Below are 17,942 nucleotides of genomic sequence, written 5' to 3'. Positions count from 1 at the left end.
TATATAAAACAATACAGATAAACTTTTAAAATAGCACTATTTTAAAAAACAAATAGCTAACTATAGTATGTTGTTTGAATATTTAATTAAACATATTTTTTGTTAAAAATTATTAGTTGATTTTTTTTAATTAAAAGGAACTAGTATAAAAAAAAACTTTTTAGCAAAAAAACAATGTTGAGCACATATAATATTAAAACTTTCAAACCTTTTATAGAAAATACTGTAAGCCTGAATCAAATAAAGCAAGCCCTTGATTTTGCTTATAGCATGGTTTATGCTGATGGTCATCACAGAGCATACCGATCAGGTGGAAGTATAACCCGTAAAAAAGGTGAACAGTACTGCAATACCTTTCAAGGAAAACTAGCTGAAATAGTCCTATATGATTTTCTGCGCATAAACTATAGTGATATAAAAGTGAGTGAACCTGATTTTTATATCATGGGGAAAGGTCTTTGGGACGACACTGATCTAAAGATAAATGACAAATTCAATGTCAGTATTAAATCCATGGCTTTTTTTAGTAATCTGCTTTTACTAGAAACTAAAGACTGGGATCAACAGGGCGCTTATATACCTAATCTCTCTACCGATAATAATGGGTTATATGATTATTTTATTATTGTCAGATTAAAAGAGGATATTAAACAGTTATTTAGACATCAAAAGCTGTTTTATAGTGATGAAAACATAGATAAAGATAAAATTAAGAGAATTATTCTATCTAAAAAATGGTATTTTGATGTTCCTGGTTGTGCTAGTTTAAAGACCATAATTCATCTTATTAAAAATAAAAATATACTAGCCAAAGGAGCTCTATTAAATAATAGTGTAACGATGGACGCTGAGAATTACTTTTGTGAGGTTTCTAAATTACGTCCATTAGAAGAAATGATAGCGCAAATAAAAAAAGCCCCATAAATGCTTTACTTTATGGGACCTGTGTTTATTTCTTCTTTTTTGTATTAACTTCTAAGACTTCTTTGATCTTACTGGCTAACCTTTCAATTATTGGAACACTAACTGAATTTCCAGCCTGTTTATATAACTGACCATTTGAAATCTCAGGAAACTTATAGGTTTTAGGAAAACCCTGGAAATTAAAACATTCTCTTGGGGTTAGTTTTCTAAATCCTTCTTTAGTTTTTATAAGGGGCACATTGTGACCTCCTGTTCCCATATTTGCTGTTAAGGTAGGACAAACATTAGATTTATTCTCTCTTACATACTGTCTTCTGAATTGATAAACCGTATCTTTTGAAACCATAGTTTCCTCAAGCATATTATACATATACTTATCTTGTCTATAGTAGTATTTTTCATCAACACTACCCTTTTCTAGCATATCATGAATAGTCTTAGTTAGTTCTTCCTCCTCAGGAAAAACAAACTGTTTCTCTGCATCAGGAAACAAAGACAAATCAAAAGCCACCATGAAAATACGTTCTCTATTGTGAGGTATATTTCCATAACTCTTAGTATTTAGCACTTGGGCTTGGAAAGAATAATTACGCTCTCTTAAGGAGTTTTCTATTACTTTAAAGGTATTTCCCTTGTCATGGGTTTTTAAGTTCTTTACATTCTCTAAAAACACCACTTTAGGGCGTATGGTATCTACAAACTCAAGTATCCTAAAAAAATGATTTCCTCTGTGATCATCAAATCCCTTTCTATACCCTGCCACAGAAAATGGCTGACATGGAAATCCTGCTGCTAAAACATCAATACTACTTAACTTTTTTAAGTCAATTGCAAAAACATCGCCTTGAATTAAATCATGTTTAAAGTTCTTTTTATAAGTCGTACAAGCATTTTTATCAAACTCATTAGCCCAAGATACTGTATAACCGCTATTTATAAAACCTAAACAGATTCCACCAACACCAGCATACAAGCTACCTACTGTCAATTTATCTTTCATTTTTAAAATCTCCATAGCTTGCGAAATTAAAGTTATTTCAAATAATAACAAAGGCTTATTTGAAAGTAATAAGTTATAGTTTTGCTAACTATAGTGTGTAGAATTATCTATTTGTTTTTTATACGTTTGTTTCTATGAACAGTGAAATATTAAATAATTTCGGTCAAATAATTCAAAGACACAGAAAGAATCTTAAAATCTCTCAAGAGGAACTAGCCTTTAGAGCAGGGCTTCATAGAACCTACATCGGAATGATTGAAAGAGGTGAAAAAAACATTACCTTACTTAATATTCACAAACTTGCCTCAGCATTACAAATACCAGTATCTAAATTATTTGAATAAAAACTTTTCACGTAACGGATAGTTATATTTTTCGTAAAAAATGATAGATGAAAGTACAAACCAATACTCGTTTCAAATGACAAAGCTTGAACTTAGTAGATATAATGACTTTCTTTTTACAATTAATATGTTGTCATATAAAAAGGAAATATCACAAATTTATCGTGGTGATTCATTGGAAAATTTATGTAAAAAATTAAATATTGATTATCAACAAGAGAGTACAGATACAGATTTAGTTTGCGAAAGGCTTTTTATGGTTGGAGAAAAAGCTAAAAGATATTACATTGATGATAACAGCTTTAAAATTAACGATTACGAAGATGTTGTATTTGAAAAGATCATTAAGTATTTTAATGATTCGATAAAAAATAAGCACAAGAATATAAAAAAATTTTTTGATAGAAATTCAGCATTGCGAGATTTTTTTATTGACAAAAATAATAAGAGTATTTTTAAAGAAAAGATTAGAAAAGCATCAGAACAGGAAAAATTAGTAATAAGAGATTATTATTTGACTCTACTTCATCAATTAGCTGCAATTAATTACAAAAATAAATCTCATTTTGTATCTACATCTGAAGATTATTTAATAGCTGAAAGTTTTTCAAGGTCAAGAAAAGAAAAATACAGAGTAATTTTACATTGTTGGCAACCAATTAAACACGAAAAACATACAGTTAAAAAATTCAGTTTACCTACTTATACTTTTCATCCTTTTCAATATCAAAAAGAGTATTCTTTATTAGGTGGTATACTTCCGCATTTTATACATATGATTGAATTTTGTTATCTAAATAAGTTTGTTCCTAATCCTAATATTTTTAATCGAGATATTAATGAGTACTCATTTTACTATGGATTAGATATAGATCAAAGCAATTTCTTTTCAGTTTTAGAACTTACAAACTATAAAAAATCAATAACAACAAATGGAAGTATTTATTGGGAAAACATCTCTAACAAGTAACATGCATTTTTATAAAATAACTATTCTCTATTAAGATTAAGATTCAAACTTAATTTTATTTTTTACGGAGGTCTATCATATTAACTTTTTTCATAAATTTAGTCAATTAATTGACTTTTGCGTACAGTTTCGTTAAATGGAAAATTTCCACCACTGATGCTGGGAAAGAGAGTTTTTACATCAATATTAAACTATTTTTATTTTTAAACGAAGCTACGCAACTACATAAGTTTAATGCAGATAAAATTCTCTCCTGTTATAAAAACAGCAAAAATATAACACGTTGTTTTCTGATGTTATAAAAAAACAGAAAAATATAACTTGAATGAGTTTATATGAAATACATCGAGTCACAAGTAGAATTGTTGGCCTTCCTTATAAAATAAATGGTATTTTAGTCATACTCATACTAACCTATTTATAATGCGATTTTTTCTGTTTTTAGATTAAGTAGAAAAGAATTTCATCCTGATTCTATCAGCGAAAAATGACATAAAAAAGAAAACTATTCATTACGGCATATCCACCATCAAAACTGCTTATCTGCTCTCATTAATCTATTAAAATCATTCAGTTAATTTTCCTTTGAATTACTTTTGAAAAATTAATATACATAATCTTACAGACTTTTGAGTGATTGCTTGACGTGAACGATGAGTTCTTCTTTCTTAATTCCGGAAATTGTCCACTCCGTATCTTCCCATTGGGTAATAATATCCTTAGTCTTCCAAAGGTATATAAAAGCATACTTTAATTGTTCTTCATTATATTTCATTATCTCTACTTATCATTAATCAAATCCTGTTTAAACTTTGATAAAGGTCTATCATTAATATTATCTTCATTCAAATCTGTCCCCCACAAAACTCGATTAATTTCATGTTTTTTTAATTTCAACTTTGAAAAACTCGATTGAATATTTTTAATATACGCCTCCTCATAAATCTTTTTCTTCCAAAGAATTTCTGCAACTTCATATTTCTGAGTATTATACAAAAGCTCTAAATCAACAATTTTATTCATATCATCTTTTTTTACATTATTTATCTTGTCAGAAACCTTAATATTAATATGGCTCTTATTAGAATCAACATAAAATTGAGCTTTAGATTTTTGAGTTATTTGAAATACTTTATCGACATTAATATTGAGTTCATGAATTTCATAAAATGGATTTAAATTAGGTATTAATTGATTACTTTTACTTCTATTACATGATGCACAACATGGAATAAAATTAAAAAAAGAAGTCTCTAAAAAAGGATACATTGATTTAGGAAGAACATGATCCAAATCGTAATAGGTTTTATATTTTTTATCTTTTTTTACAGTTAATGTGCCTGCGTAATTACAATAAAAACAAGTTTTTACATTCCATCCTAATTCACTAATAAATTTTGGATACTCGGAATCTCGATAATCATCGTATCGCATTGCCTCAATAATTTTATCTGCAAACGTTTTCAATTCATCAATACTACAACTATTATGATAACATAAGTCAATTATTAAATCCTTATCATCTTTGTTTTTTGACTTAAAGCTAGGCAGGGATTCGAAATTAAAAATTAAATTAAATTCATTAATGTATTTTTTAAATTCAGATGGTTTTAAATTTAGCAGGTTAAAATAGTTTTTTTCAATTAAACAAATATAGTTAACAAAGTTATTTTGATTTTTATTATAAAATTTTTCTCGTAGTACTCTTAAATTAGCTAATGGTTTTACAAAATTTTTCTGTCTCTCACTGAAAAGCTCTTTATTAAACTTTTCCACTCTCCGAGCTAGATCACTATCTATCTTTATCCTTTTCATTTTTTTTTGCTTTAGATTCTAATTCTTTAATTCTTTTCTTTAAAATATCAATCTCAAATTGTGAATCTGCTACTTTCTCAAATAAAAAATTGTCTAAAGATGATCGAATTAATTCATCACCAACTATATCTATTCTGTTATTTAATTCACTAATTTGCTCTTTTTCCACATCAGATTCTACTACATCAATATCATTTATTATTTTATTAATAAACTCTTGTGCATAACTACCAATCACCCCATCATTTAAAAAAAACTCATCATTTAATAAATCATATATATTGGCTGCAAACGAGTTTTTACTTTCAATAGAATCTGGTTTGCATTCCTTCAATCTTAAAATATTTTGAGATGGTATATCAGATAAAATAAAAGGAGAATGTGTAACCATTAATACATTATAATAAATGGACTTGCTAACTTAGTCTGGACAAAGAGTTAAGCATAAAAACTTATCTTTGACTTATGAAAAGAATTAGAAAGACTTACGATGCAGCTTTTAAGAAGCAAGCCGTTGAACTGGCTAAGGAAAGAACAAACAAATCAGAATTAGCTCGTGAACTTGGAATTCGAGCCACCTTGTTATATAAATGGTGTAAAGAAGCTCAAGAGTTTGGAGAAGCTAGTTTTCCCGGTAATGGTAAACAAAAGCTTACACCAGAACAAGAAAGAATAAAAGAGTTAGAAAAGAAGTTAGCAGCTGTTGAATTAGAACATGAAATATTAAAAAAAGCAATCGGCATTTTCTCAAAGACCGGCAAATGATTTACCTGTTCATATTTAATCATGAACATGAATTTCCGATTGGGATTATGTGTAAGGTTTTAGAGGTAAGTAGAAGTGGTTATTATCATTGGAAACGGTCTCCTGTTAATAAAAGAAAACAAGCCAAAGCAGATCTAAAACGAGTTATTACAGAAGTTTACTTCGAGTTTAAACAGCGTTATGGTAGTCCTCGACTTACAATAGAACTGAACGCACGAGGTTATAAAGTGTCTAAGCCAACAGTAGCTAAGTACATGAAAGAGTTAGGATTACGTAGTAAATTAGCTCGACGATATAGAATTACCACAGATTCTGACCACAATTATTTAGTAGTTGATAATATCTTAGATAGAGAATTTACACAAACCAAACCAGGGAAAGCTTGGGTGTCCGATATTACTTATATCGCTGTAAAAGAAGGGTTTATTTATCTAACTACAATAATAGATCTATTCGATAGAAAGGTGATTGGATGGAGTCTGAGTAAAGATATGTCAACGGAAAACACCACTTTAGCAGCCTTTAAAATGGCTAAAAAGAACAGATCTTTTGAAGACAGATTAATTTTCCATTCTGACCAAGGAGTACAATATGCTAACTACAAATTTGCTAACTATTTAGAGTCCTTTAATGTTGTTAGAAGCATGAGTAGGAAGGCTAATTGTTGGGATAACGCCGTAGCGGAAAGCTTCTTTAAATCCCTAAAAGTGGAGATGATTTATGGAAATTTACAACTAAATACAAAGCAAATGGAGGCTAAAGTCTTTGAATATATAGAACTCTGGTACAATAAAAAACGTAGACACTCCTACTTAAACTATCAGACAATCAACGAATTTAATCAAATAATAAATATTAATAAAGCTGCTTAACTAATTGTCCGGATTTCATTAGGATATCCAAAATATCTGTTTGTTTCGTAATATCCTTAATTTTATTTAAAACTTTTATAAGATTAAGGATATAATTTCTCTGATATTCAGGATGTAAATACAACTCCAATTCATCAAAAATTAAATTGATATTTTTATACTTTATCAAGTTAGATCTATCTGCTACAGAAAGTAAATTATAATTATGATATGCAATTGTAAGAATAGAATTAATCATATGTTGCTCACCAGAACTTAATGATGTATATGGGTAAGGTTTAAGTTTATTATTACTGATTAACTCACGTCTTATATTTTCATCATCCTCTTTAGATTTAACAACTTCTATAACATGATTAAATATTGCCAAAGGAATATCTTCAATTTTTTTCCTGTCTTTAAAATAATCTCTTTCTATACTTAATTTGATTTTACAATCACTCTCGTTATCAACTACAATAGAGGTACTGTCAACTTCTATACTATTAAAAATATCTAAACTAAAATAATTTATAGCTTGTTTTAGCTTAAAAGTTATATGGCTCGTGTCTTTATTTATTTCTTTAATATAATCTTCAAACAAATATTCTCTAAATTCTTTACCATTAAATAATTTTTGAATTAATATACATACAAGTTCAATGTTATCTGTAATATTATCGTATTCAAAAGAAATATCTAATAGATGATCTTCTATTTTATTTTTGATATCATGTCTGACTTCATAATAATGCATAAACAAATCCTTAATATAAAATAAATCATCTTCTGTTATATCACTATTGTCATTACTAACTAAATCTAAATGAAGCATTAATTTATCGTATACAATTTCTCTATTTTTAATATCAGGGAGCGAATCTTTGATCTCTAACATACTAGATTCAATTGCTTTTAAAATATTGAAAGCAAAATTAAAAGGTAATTGATCTGAAAATAAAAAATGATACTTCTTATATTTCTTATATGTTTTAGATATTTTATATATCTTTTTAAAGATGTATAGGTACGTAAATGATTTGTAAAGATTAACTTCTTTTAAATCAGCTCTATAAAACACAGTACTATTTTCTCCAACTTCTTCACCAATATATTTCGAAATATTTTGTAAAGAAATTATTTTATTAATATCAATACCTTTAAAAACTAATTTATTAAATTCTTTTTCTGCAAGGTTTAAGCTAAAAAACTGTTGTAATTGACTATAAGTAGATTTACTGTTGTCTATTTTAAGAATCTTATTAATATTAATTTCAAAATTAATATTATGTATGTATATACCTTCAATAATTTCTTTAACCTCTAATACATAAGAATAGAAAACAGCTCTCGACTGCATTAAAAGATACTCTTTGTTGATATCATAATTTCCATAATCCTTAAATGGATTGATTACAATAGGCAATTGATAGGCATCATTTTTATAGAATATTAGATCAATCCATGGCATTAGATTTGAATTCAAACCATAAATTGAATAATTTAAAACATTAGTATAAAAATTAAAGTCTATACTTTTATTTAGGGCAATTTGTAATACATTATCACATTCTTTAAAGACTACTTGTTTCTCATTTAATTCTTTATTTAATATTTTTGATGTAACTAAATCGTCTTTTATTGTTAAGATCTTTATAGCCTCATCTTTAAGAATAATTATTTCAATATTTAAATTTTCTTTCATTACCTCTTCAGCTTTTTTATCTAAATATTCATTAGATATTAGAAGAGTGGCATAGTAAAACAGTTCTAATAAACTACTTTTACCGCTACCATTTTTACCAACAATTGCAGAAAAACTAATATTTTTACCATATAAATTAGATGGTACAGACTGAACATATTCTATACTTGTTAGCTCTTTAGTTTTCTCATCTAAAACGTAAGAGTATTCATTATACAATGAATATATTTGGTTTTTCTTTAATCCTTTTAATAACTTAGAAGAAGTTCCTTCTAATGGACGTATTGCTAATAATTTAAAATCTTTCGGTGTGTTCATTTTTATTTAATTGTATTTACAAATCGCTTCAATTCAGCTTCAATATCTTTCACCAATTTATCTCTTTTACCAGGTTTAATTAAAGCAAAAACATCCTCTTCTGAAAAGTCAAAACAACTGTATTTTTTTGATTCAAAAAGGTTCTTAAAATCATCTTTACTTTTCGCTTTTACATTCCGACCAATACTAAAACCATTAGTATCATTACACACATAGTAAGGAACATTATCCACCTCAAACACAAGAACCGTTATCACTTTATTATCCATGCCATGTGTCAACTTAGTTAGTTGTTCTTTATCAATATCTCCTATTGTACAACCAGTAAAAGAAATATCTATAGTCTCTTTTAACTTCTCATAAAATTCATAGACTGTATGCCATTTTACATGCTTAAATTGGTCTTTAAGAACATGATATTTTGAATCTATATCTTTATACTCTGCTTTCCAAAACGCTTTAGCCTCTTCATAGTAATTCACTGTTCTATCTTTCAAAGACAAGGCTAATTTCACATCATTTAAGAACTCAAACCTTGCTTGTTTATAGTGTTCAATACTTCTTTTAAAATCACTTTCTTCTGACAAACTATTTAAGCACAAATCCAACCACTTAGCAATATCTGAGAGATGATCTTTTTTATTAAGCAATCCTTTCACATCCTCAGGAAACTGTTCAAGAAACTCAGGATCCTTTCCATCTATGGTTAAGTAAATTATGCTCACAACTTTAAGTTTATCATTTGCTGAATCAAGAGCCATCTTATGATAATACCTTGGCAATTGATACTTTAGGTATATATCTTCTTCCTCTAGTTTAGTCTGATCTTTAGCAAATACTTTATTCTCTATTATAATAGCTTGCTTATATTTATTATTAATCAGAATGTCAATGTTGTGTATCTCTCCTCTATTTTGTTCATTAGGATTTACAGTCACATCTTCTAAACTATAGTCAGATATCCCCATTACTTCTAAAAACAACGCTAAAAATATTGTCCCTTGCCCATGTGATCCATTAGGGTCTAATAAAAAAGAAATGAATCGAGAATGTAGATACTTCTCGTCATGCAGTTTGAACATCACTCGAAAAATATTAAACTGATTATAGTTCGACAGATTATATTCATTACTAACCTGGTCTAATTGCTGTAGAAAACAATCTTTATGTTTATCTTGATTCATTTACTTTATTCTTATTAATTATTCTTGCTAGACTCAATAACAACAAAATATATCCCAATGACATGCAGCTTGATTGTTCTCATGAGAATGAGTCAAATGTTAAAATTACAACACACAAACACATCATTAAATACTAGTCTGTATAACAAATAAAGATACTATAAGATAATGTAAGATACCGCAGAAAACATGTGAAGTAACTACTATTTTGAGTAAAAGCAATAAATAACATTTAATTTCAAATTTATTTTATGGTTAAATAGAAAAAAGCAACTTGATATAAAGTATACATCTACTAAATAGTCTTTTTTTTAATTTCTTTACCTCTAGAATAGACGATTTACCATTTCCTCACCAAACTCCCCCATTCCTTCCGATAAATCTGTTAAAAAAATATAGTTGATTTTCCTTTGAATTACTTTGAAAAAAGTGTGATACAAAAACATGCAAAATCTGTGTAAACCCCTATGAATGCTAGGATGTGATTTATTGTATCGCGAGGTATAACATTTTACTTCGGTGAAACGATTAAAAAAAACAGATGAATACGCGCCTATTCTATGATAACGAGTTCCTCCTTTTGCTTGTGTATAGCTTATTATCATTCAAAAATACCAAGGAATAGTAAGGGATTATTAAAAGAGTAGTAAGAGGTTGTATAAGGCGCCCAAATCAGTCAATTTGTTTATAGGGATTACCATCCAATAGATAAAGGATAGTGAAAAGGAAGTAATTTTTGGTTGAGCCATTTTTGTTTACATTTCGGTAACCTTTGAGTATTGAATTATCTTTAGCTTCGCGCCTGTTCCTATCACACAATAACGTTGAATAGATCGATTGCAATAAAAACTAAAAATAGGAAGCAATATGTCAGAAAAAGTAAGTCTCAAAGAAATAGTCAAGGTCTTTACAAAATTAGGGATTATTGGTTTTGGAGGCCCTGCAGCTCATATTGCGATGATGAGAGAGGAAGTAGTTGTAAAAAGAAAATGGATGGATGAACAACACTTTTTAGATCTGCTTGGTGCTACTAATTTAATTCCTGGTCCTAACAGTACAGAAATGGCCATTCACATTGGCTATGATAAAGCGGGTTGGAAAGGTCTTATAATTGCAGGGCTATGTTTTATTCTTCCCGCTGTTTTTCTAACGGGTGTATTGGCTTATTTTTATAAAAATTATGGAGAATTACCACAAGTTCAACCATTTATCTATGGAATTAAACCTGCCATTATTGCTATTATCCTTGGAGCTGTATTTCCACTAGCCAAAAAATCCATTAAATCCTTATTCTTAGCCTTTATAGGACTTATTGTCTTAGTAGCTTCTTTATTTGGGACTAATGAGATCATTTTAATGTTTGGAGCTGGATTTTTAGCTTATGTAGTTTTTTATATTAATACTACAAAGCGAAGTACCTTACAAAGTTTTCTTCCATTACCCTTCTTACTTACTATACAAAATACTCTTTTCACCAATACCAATATGCAGCTATTTTGGATTTTTCTTAAAATAGGGGCTATACTGTACGGTAGTGGCTATGTTCTATTTGTCTTTTTAGATACAGAACTCGTGCAAACAGGTTTACTCACCAAAGAACAACTTATAGATTCTATTGCTGTAGGACAATTCACACCAGGACCTGTTTTCTCTTCCGTTACTTTTATTGGTTTTCAAATTAATGGTTTATCTGGAGCAATTCTTTCAACTGTTGCAATTTTTTTACCATCCTTTATTCTAGTAGCCTTACTAAACCCATTGATGAAAAAACTTCGCAACTCAAAAGGATTATCTGTCTTTTTAGATGCGGTGAATGTTGCCTCTGTCGCCTTGATTGTCGCTGTTTGTATAACGATGACACGAGATGTATTGCTGAACTGGCAAACCCTTGTTATTACCCTACTTAGTGGCATACTCGTTTTTAAATTTAAAAAAGTAAATAGTGCTTTTATTGTTTTAGTAGGAGCTTTGTTGGGTTATATCCTCTTTTAATTGTTCGCTTTTCTTGTATTTATTTAGACTTTATTACCGACATATCTTCCTTGTCATGTTCAACCCAAATCAAACGAGATACATCATAACCAATTTCATTAGCTAGTGTCAAGTATTGTTCTTTAATAGCTTCGGGGATACTTTTTTCTCGAGATAAAATCCATAAATAATCAAGATCTTTTCCTGCTATTAGAGCATACCTATAATCTGAATCTAATGCAATGACATTATAACCCGAATAAAAAGGCCCGAAAAAGCTAACCTTAAGTGCCCCTACATTTTGCTGTGCTCTAAATTTAGCTATTCCTTCTGCTTGTTTCCATTCTTTGGTTTTAACATTAAAACCTCGATTTAAAACCTTGACATTTCCGTTCTCGTCCAAGCTATAGTAAGCTGTGGTATTAGTTAAGTCTTTTTCAAAATAAAAATCAAATCGAGCAATTTCATACCAAATTCCCAAATAACGATTTACATCAAAATTTTCAACGGGTTTAGCTTTTTCTGGTATTGTACTTGCATTACATGACACAAACAAAAAAGATAAAATAGTAAAAAAACTTATTCGATAAAACACTTGTAAATTCATAAAATATTAGTTTATCTCAAAAATAAAAAAATAAATAATGAATTGATTTATTCTAGTGATTAATTTAATAGAAACGACTTTACACCATTTAAAAACAACTATATTTTATCACTTTGTATAATATTTCTTTTTCATCCATAAACTCACTCGTACAAGTAGAATCAGTACAGGAACTTCAACCAAAGGTCCGATAACTCCTACAAAAGCTTGGGGCGAGTGAATTCCGAATACGGCAATAGCAACAGCGATAGCCAGTTCAAAATTATTGCCTGCTGCAGTAAAAGAAATAGCCACATTTTTATCATAATCTACCTGCATGGATTTATTTAAGAAGAAACTAACAAAGAACATCAAAACAAAATAAACAACAAGCGGAATAGCAACTTTGATAACTTGCATTGGCAATTGTACAATCTGCTCTCCTTTTAAGCTAAACATAAGCACAATGGTAAAGAGTAAAGCATATAAAGTAAAGGGTGAAATAAAAGGGATAAACTTGCGGGTAAACCAAGCTTCTCCTTTTATTCTAATGAGATACTTATGACTTAAAAAACCTGCTAAAAATGGGATTCCTAAATAAATAAGCACACTCTGTACAACATCGCTCATCTTAATTGAAATAGCATAATCAGCAAATCCAAAATAAGAAGGTAATACGTTGATAAAAAGCCAAACAAAGAAGCTATAAAACAGCACTTGGAAAACACTATTTAATGCAATCAGTAAGGCTGCATATTCTCGATTACCTTTTGCTAAATCATTCCATACAATCACCATGGCAATACATCTGGCTAAACCAATAAGGATCAACCCTACCATATAATCAGGTTCATCACGCATGAAAATAATAGCCAGAACAAACATTAAAACAGGTCCTACAATCCAGTTTAAGAAAAGAGATAAACCTAAGACTTTTTTATCCCTAAAAGCCAGTGGTAATAGATTATAATCAACCTTAGCCAGTGGAGGATACATCATGATGATTAGTCCTATAGCCAACGGAATATTGGTCGTTCCAATGGATAGTTTATCCATCACATTAGAAACACTTGGAAATACATTTCCTAAGAGAACACCAATCCCCATAGCCAAGAAAATCCAAAGGGTTAAGTATCGATCTAAAAATTTCATTCTAACTTGCATGACTTATTTTTTAATTTGTGATACGATGTAAAACATTTCACTTGCAATTTCAAAGCTTCGATTAAAATATCCTACTTGCTGGTTTTCCGTTCCATCAAATACCTTCGGATCCTCAAATGTAATAGGGATTCTGCGCTCAGCACCTGCTATAAAAGGACAACCTCCATCCGCCTGTGAACAAGTCATTACCGCTGCAAAATCGCTACTTGGATTAAAAACTGCATCGTACTTCTTAGAAAAACCAATAATAGGAATTTCATTATCACCATACTTTATCGCATAAATAGGATTCTCTCCTTCCGAAATTTTAAATACGTTAAATCCCTGTTCTTTTAAAACTGTAACAACCATGGGATACATCGCTGTTTGTTCAGTCCCTCCTGAATAACAAATAACATCTGGAATACCATAATAAGTAGCGGCTACTTGCATCCAAATCTGAGCCAAATGACTTCTTCTTGAATTATGTGTACAGATAAAATTGATTCGAATTGGAGATTTTGAATCAACCTTCGCTTGAATATAAGCCACTAAAGGAGTCAAAACTTCTTTTCTACTAGCGCTTATCTCTTGTGATTCAAGCATAGCGCTAATTGTAGTTGATACTGTTTTATACATCTTTTACTTTTTTAAGATTAACAACATCCAGAATTAGGATCGCAACAACTAGTTTGAGCTTCTTGATTACTTGGGATAATTCCACAAGCATCTTCAGCTAAACAAGCAGTCAATGTGTTTTTTAATAAAAAGTGAGTTCCATTAAATGCTAGGAAGTACTTTCCTATTGTTTCTTTACCTTGAACTTCTACTTCGATCTCCCCATCAACAATACCTAATTTTGTTTCTGACAACCTGATAATGTTTAATAATTTACCCGCTTTTAAACGGTGCTGATAATCATCTGCATTCCATAATTGAAAGCTTACTTTTACCTCTTCTCTAATTGTTCCCCCACAGTCAATAAACTTTTTTGTTACTTGACCTACTTCCGTTACATGGAAGTGTTCGGCTACAAACGTTCCATCTTCAAATTGGAAATCTACTCGATCTAATTTTTCTAAAACGGCTTTTACTTCTGATAATTTCATATTTTATTTGTTTTAAATTTATTTAATAATCGTAATATTACGATGATAATAATTAAAAAATATTAACAGCAATCGTTTGATGCTATTTTTTGAGCGAAGAACAATTCAAACTCCTTGAAAAATTCATTCCAAACTGCATCGTCAATACAATAACAAACGGATTTACCATCAATTGTTCCTTTGATAAGTCCACTATTCTTAAGCTCTTTTAAGTGCTGTGAAATAGTCGCTTGAGCCAATCCAAGTTCTTCCACCAAATCATTGCAAATACAAGCATCTTGATTGATAATATACTGAAGAATGGCAAGTCTTGCAGGATGCCCTAAAACCTTAAACATAAGCGATAATCTATTCTTTTTATCACTAAATAATTCTGATTTTGTTACTCCCATTGTTTTATATCTAATTATATATCGCAATATTACGATGAATATTTAAACTGTGCAAGTTTAATTAATATTGATAGCAAATACGATAATAAATTATTCTGTAATGTGATTAGACTTCATAAACTTTGAAAAGAAAATACTCACTTCATACAATAAAACTAATGGTATAACCAAAATAACTTGACTCAATACATCTGGAGGTGTAATAATTGCTGATGCAACTAAAATCAAAACATAAGCATATCTGCGATAACCTTTGAGTGTATCTGTTGATAAAATTCCCATCTTGTATAATACTAGAATGACAACTGGCAAAACAAACACAATACCTGATGCTAGTATGGTGGTTCTAACAAGAGAAATATATGAGGTAAGATCGATTTGATTGGCAACAATACTACTAATCTCTATATTCATAAAAAAATGAATAGATAAAGGAACTATAATAAAATATCCAAACAAGACACCTATAAAAAATAAAAGACTTGTGATTGTTACAAATACAATACTGTATCTTGTCTTACTATTATATAATTTAGGTTGTACAAGTTTCCAAATTTGATACAAAATCCAAGGAAATGAAGCTATTAGTCCAAAGGTAAAACTAGTCCAAATCATAATCATTAACTGACCATCCATTTTTCGATTTTGAATATCAAAATCAATCCCTTCCATATACAATGATGAACTCAAATTAAAAAAATCTATCAAAGAACGATGCCAAATATAAATAGGAAAATTAGGGTTCTGAGGAGCAAATAATATTTGCTCAAAAATAAAATTAGTATATAAAAACGCTATGCTACTACATAAAACAATTCCAATAAAACACTTGATTAAAAAACTTCTTAAAAGTCCAACAAAATTTAAAAATGTCTTTTTCTTAATATCTATATCCATATCTTATTATAAGATGCTAAACTACTGCTATTTTAATTATTTAATATCCAAATTAGGGCTTAGTTTTTAGTTGCTCTACATATGGTTGTATGCGCTTGATTTAGCTCATCCACATAGTTCCACTCTAAAGCTTTATTTTCATTTTCTGCAAAAATAGTAGTTAACTTATTTGTATAGGGAGAAATATCAGAGACATACTATTCTACAAACCAAAACGTTATCCTTACTGACTAATTCATCTAGATCAGTGTTAATATTATCAGTACATGGTGATTATTTTACTAAATTCAAGAGACAAATGATATATGATTAAGCAAACTATTATAGTTCGAAAAAAAAACATACTTAAAAAAATTCTGAATAAGATTTCTCTTGTAGTGCTTTTTTACCTACTTAGTGATATATCTTTGATTTTTTACTTCAATAATTTTTCTTTTAAAAAACCTATAAATCTAGTTCTCCTTATTTACTAGTTGTCTTTTAAAAAGAGAAAGTCCTTGGGCTTTCTCTTTTTTCTATTTAATTACAATTTAAATTTCGTCTATAAAGTAACGTAAACTCCGCTTATTACCAAAAATATTATATCTGCTTTTTGTCTTTACCTCCAAACAGACCTTAATGAAGATAACTGTTTTTACTTTATCTGGTTATTCCCTTTCTCCTGGATAGGATTATTTCCTTGAACAAGTAAAATGGTATCTGCCTTTAATCGAGTTTTTAACCAATTATTAAGTAGCTTACCATCTACTGCCTTTGTTTTTTCTTTTTGATTAAAAAGAACTAACCAATTCATTGTAATACTATCAGTCTTTATATATCGCTCTACTTTGCCAATGGAGACTTCTTCTATATTAGGAAAAAGTACATTAATTTCATTTATTAAATTAGGTTCATCCACTTTATACTTAGACAGTTCTTTTTTTAAGTCATTGATTATAATATCTTTCTCTGCATATGATCGATCTTGCTTACTGAGTTCATTTAAAATTTCTGATTTAATATCCTTTTCATCTTGTTTAAATGTCAGCTCTACATTGTCTAGACCTCTTTCCTTTAATAACCTGTTGTAGAGTAAAATATTTTCTTCAGTCAATTTCTTATCCAAAAAAGCAAGTTCTACTTTTTTGGGCTTAGTATTATAATTAATCTTTTTATAAATCACAGTATACCCTCTATCATTAAACTCAGAGTTAATGAACTCCTCAACAGTTTTTGTGAATTTCTTTTCTTCGAATAACGTATAAGCCAAGTAGAAACTAGGTACAATCATAACAATAATCAACATACTAATACCATATCTTATACGTCTTTCTTTCTGGGTATCTAAAGTAGATGATGTTGGATATTTCAAGTACTTAATAACAAAAAAAGTAGCAATACAAATAAAGAAGCAGTTAATAGTATATAGGTAAAAAGCTCCCAAAAAGTAACTTATATTAAATGTAGCTAACCCATATCCTGCTGTACATAAAGGGGGCATTAATGCAGTAGCAATAGCAACTCCTGGTATAGGATTCCCTTTTTCAACCCTAGTAATAGAGATAACACCAACAAGACCTCCAAAAAAAGCAATCAAAACATCATAAATTGTTGGAGAAGTACGAGCTAATAACTCAGATTGAACATCCTTAAAAGGACTAACGTAGAAATAAATAGCAGAAACTAATAAACTAACAATAGTAGCAATGATTAAATTCTTTATTGCGATTTTTAGCAATAAAAAATTATAAGTCCCTAAGGCAAAGCCTGCACCTACAATTGGTCCCATCAATGGAGAAATTAACATGGCACCTATAATTACTGCTGTTGAATTTACATTTAATCCAACAGATGCAATGATAATGGCACAGCTAAAATCCATAGATTAGCTCCTTTAAAGGCAATATTAGCTCTAATGTTTTCTAAAACTTTTTCCCCTTTCTCTTCCCCTTTATGGAGATTGATGTAATCAAAAAACTTATTTGTCAT

At 29.2% G+C, this 17,942-nt stretch carries 17 protein-coding genes and 1 pseudogene; 6 read left to right on the top strand and 12 right to left on the bottom strand.

The features are described 5' to 3' along the window. The first annotated feature begins 174 nt into the window (after positions 1–174). On the top strand, positions 175–924 hold the full coding sequence (locus RH98_RS01670) for a hypothetical protein (RefSeq protein WP_010249798.1): 750 nt from the start codon (positions 175–177) through the stop codon (positions 922–924). Between the two features lie 25 nt (positions 925–949). Here RH98_RS01670 and dcm read toward each other — a convergent pair whose 3' ends face one another. Then, positions 950–1,939, bottom strand: coding sequence for a DNA (cytosine-5-)-methyltransferase (gene dcm / locus RH98_RS01665; RefSeq protein WP_010249796.1), 990 nt, complete (start codon positions 1,937–1,939; stop codon positions 950–952). 119 nt (positions 1,940–2,058) lie between these two features. Here dcm and RH98_RS01660 point away from each other — a divergent pair, with 119 nt between their 5' ends. Both RH98_RS01660 and RH98_RS01655 read left to right on the top strand, forming a co-directional pair. Beyond that, entirely contained in the window at positions 2,059–2,268 is a 210-nt protein-coding gene (locus RH98_RS01660) for a helix-turn-helix domain-containing protein (RefSeq protein ID WP_010249789.1), read from the top strand. Positions 2,269–2,344: 76 nt separating this feature from the next. After that, positions 2,345–3,238, top strand: a complete 894-nt coding sequence (locus RH98_RS01655) for a hypothetical protein (RefSeq protein ID WP_010249787.1) — start codon at positions 2,345–2,347, stop codon at positions 3,236–3,238. Between the two features lie 780 nt (positions 3,239–4,018). Here RH98_RS01655 and RH98_RS01650 read toward each other — a convergent pair. Beyond that, complete coding sequence (locus RH98_RS01650; RefSeq protein WP_010249785.1) at positions 4,019–5,053, bottom strand: HNH endonuclease; 1,035 nt, start codon at positions 5,051–5,053, stop codon at positions 4,019–4,021. After that, positions 5,031–5,444 (bottom strand): coiled-coil domain-containing protein, encoded by a 414-nt coding sequence (locus tag RH98_RS01645; RefSeq protein WP_010249783.1) that lies wholly within the window; start codon positions 5,442–5,444, stop codon positions 5,031–5,033. The genes RH98_RS01650 and RH98_RS01645 overlap by 23 nt, the downstream gene beginning before the upstream one ends. 74 nt (positions 5,445–5,518) lie before the next feature. Between RH98_RS01645 and RH98_RS15980 the strand changes: the two genes are divergently transcribed. Further along, a complete protein-coding gene (locus tag RH98_RS15980; RefSeq protein WP_010249781.1) occupies positions 5,519–5,818 on the top strand; it encodes a transposase in 300 nt (99 codons plus the stop codon). Beyond that, entirely contained in the window at positions 5,815–6,690 is an 876-nt protein-coding gene (locus RH98_RS01635) for an IS3 family transposase (RefSeq protein WP_010249780.1), read from the top strand. The genes RH98_RS15980 and RH98_RS01635 overlap by 4 nt, the downstream gene beginning before the upstream one ends. On the opposite strand, the gene RH98_RS01630 is transcribed toward RH98_RS01635, so the two are convergent. Both RH98_RS01630 and RH98_RS01625 read right to left on the bottom strand, forming a co-directional pair. Continuing rightward, positions 6,674–8,692: a P-loop NTPase family protein gene (locus RH98_RS01630; RefSeq protein ID WP_010249779.1), complete on the bottom strand. Its 2,019-nt coding sequence runs from the start codon at positions 8,690–8,692 to the stop codon at positions 6,674–6,676. The two genes, RH98_RS01635 and RH98_RS01630, sit on opposite strands and share 17 nt — an antisense overlap. 2 nt (positions 8,693–8,694) lie before the next feature. Next, entirely contained in the window at positions 8,695–9,876 is a 1,182-nt protein-coding gene (locus RH98_RS01625; protein WP_010249778.1) for a PDDEXK-like family protein, read from the bottom strand. A gap of 867 nt (positions 9,877–10,743) precedes the next feature. On the opposite strand from RH98_RS01625, the gene chrA reads away from it, so the two are divergent. Continuing rightward, positions 10,744–11,868 (top strand): chromate efflux transporter, encoded by a 1,125-nt coding sequence (gene chrA / locus RH98_RS01620; RefSeq protein ID WP_010249777.1) that lies wholly within the window; start codon positions 10,744–10,746, stop codon positions 11,866–11,868. A gap of 19 nt (positions 11,869–11,887) precedes the next feature. Here the strand turns inward: chrA and RH98_RS01615 are convergent, their stop codons facing one another. The 7 genes and pseudogenes from RH98_RS01615 to RH98_RS01585 all read right to left on the bottom strand — a co-directional run bounded on the left by RH98_RS01615 (position 11,888) and on the right by RH98_RS01585 (position 17,942). Continuing rightward, positions 11,888–12,454, bottom strand: a complete 567-nt coding sequence (locus RH98_RS01615; RefSeq protein WP_010249775.1) for a lipocalin family protein — start codon at positions 12,452–12,454, stop codon at positions 11,888–11,890. 108 nt (positions 12,455–12,562) lie between these two features. Then, positions 12,563–13,597, bottom strand: a complete 1,035-nt coding sequence (gene arsB, locus RH98_RS01610) for an ACR3 family arsenite efflux transporter (protein ID WP_010249773.1) — start codon at positions 13,595–13,597, stop codon at positions 12,563–12,565. Between the two features lie 3 nt (positions 13,598–13,600). Next, positions 13,601–14,215: an arsenate-mycothiol transferase ArsC gene (locus RH98_RS01605; protein WP_010249771.1), complete on the bottom strand. Its 615-nt coding sequence runs from the start codon at positions 14,213–14,215 to the stop codon at positions 13,601–13,603. 17 nt (positions 14,216–14,232) lie between these two features. Then, entirely contained in the window at positions 14,233–14,685 is a 453-nt protein-coding gene (locus RH98_RS01600; RefSeq protein ID WP_010249768.1) for a DUF6428 family protein, read from the bottom strand. A 62-nt stretch (positions 14,686–14,747) separates the two neighbouring features. Further along, positions 14,748–15,077, bottom strand: a complete 330-nt coding sequence (locus RH98_RS01595) for an ArsR/SmtB family transcription factor (RefSeq protein WP_010249766.1) — start codon at positions 15,075–15,077, stop codon at positions 14,748–14,750. Positions 15,078–15,167: 90 nt separating this feature from the next. After that, the gene (gene tatC, locus RH98_RS01590; protein WP_010249764.1) at positions 15,168–15,974 is read right to left on the bottom strand and encodes a twin-arginine translocase subunit TatC; all 807 of its coding nucleotides are present in this window, start codon (positions 15,972–15,974) and stop codon (positions 15,168–15,170) included. Positions 15,975–16,608: 634 nt separating this feature from the next. After that, positions 16,609–17,942 (bottom strand): annotated as a pseudogene (locus RH98_RS01585) (DUF389 domain-containing protein).

The organism is Myroides injenensis M09-0166, assembly GCF_000246945.1.
Taxonomy (GTDB): domain Bacteria; phylum Bacteroidota; class Bacteroidia; order Flavobacteriales; family Flavobacteriaceae; genus Flavobacterium; species Flavobacterium injenense.
Note: the sequence above shows the minus strand (reverse complement) of the source record. Positions and strands in the feature narration are given on the sequence as shown.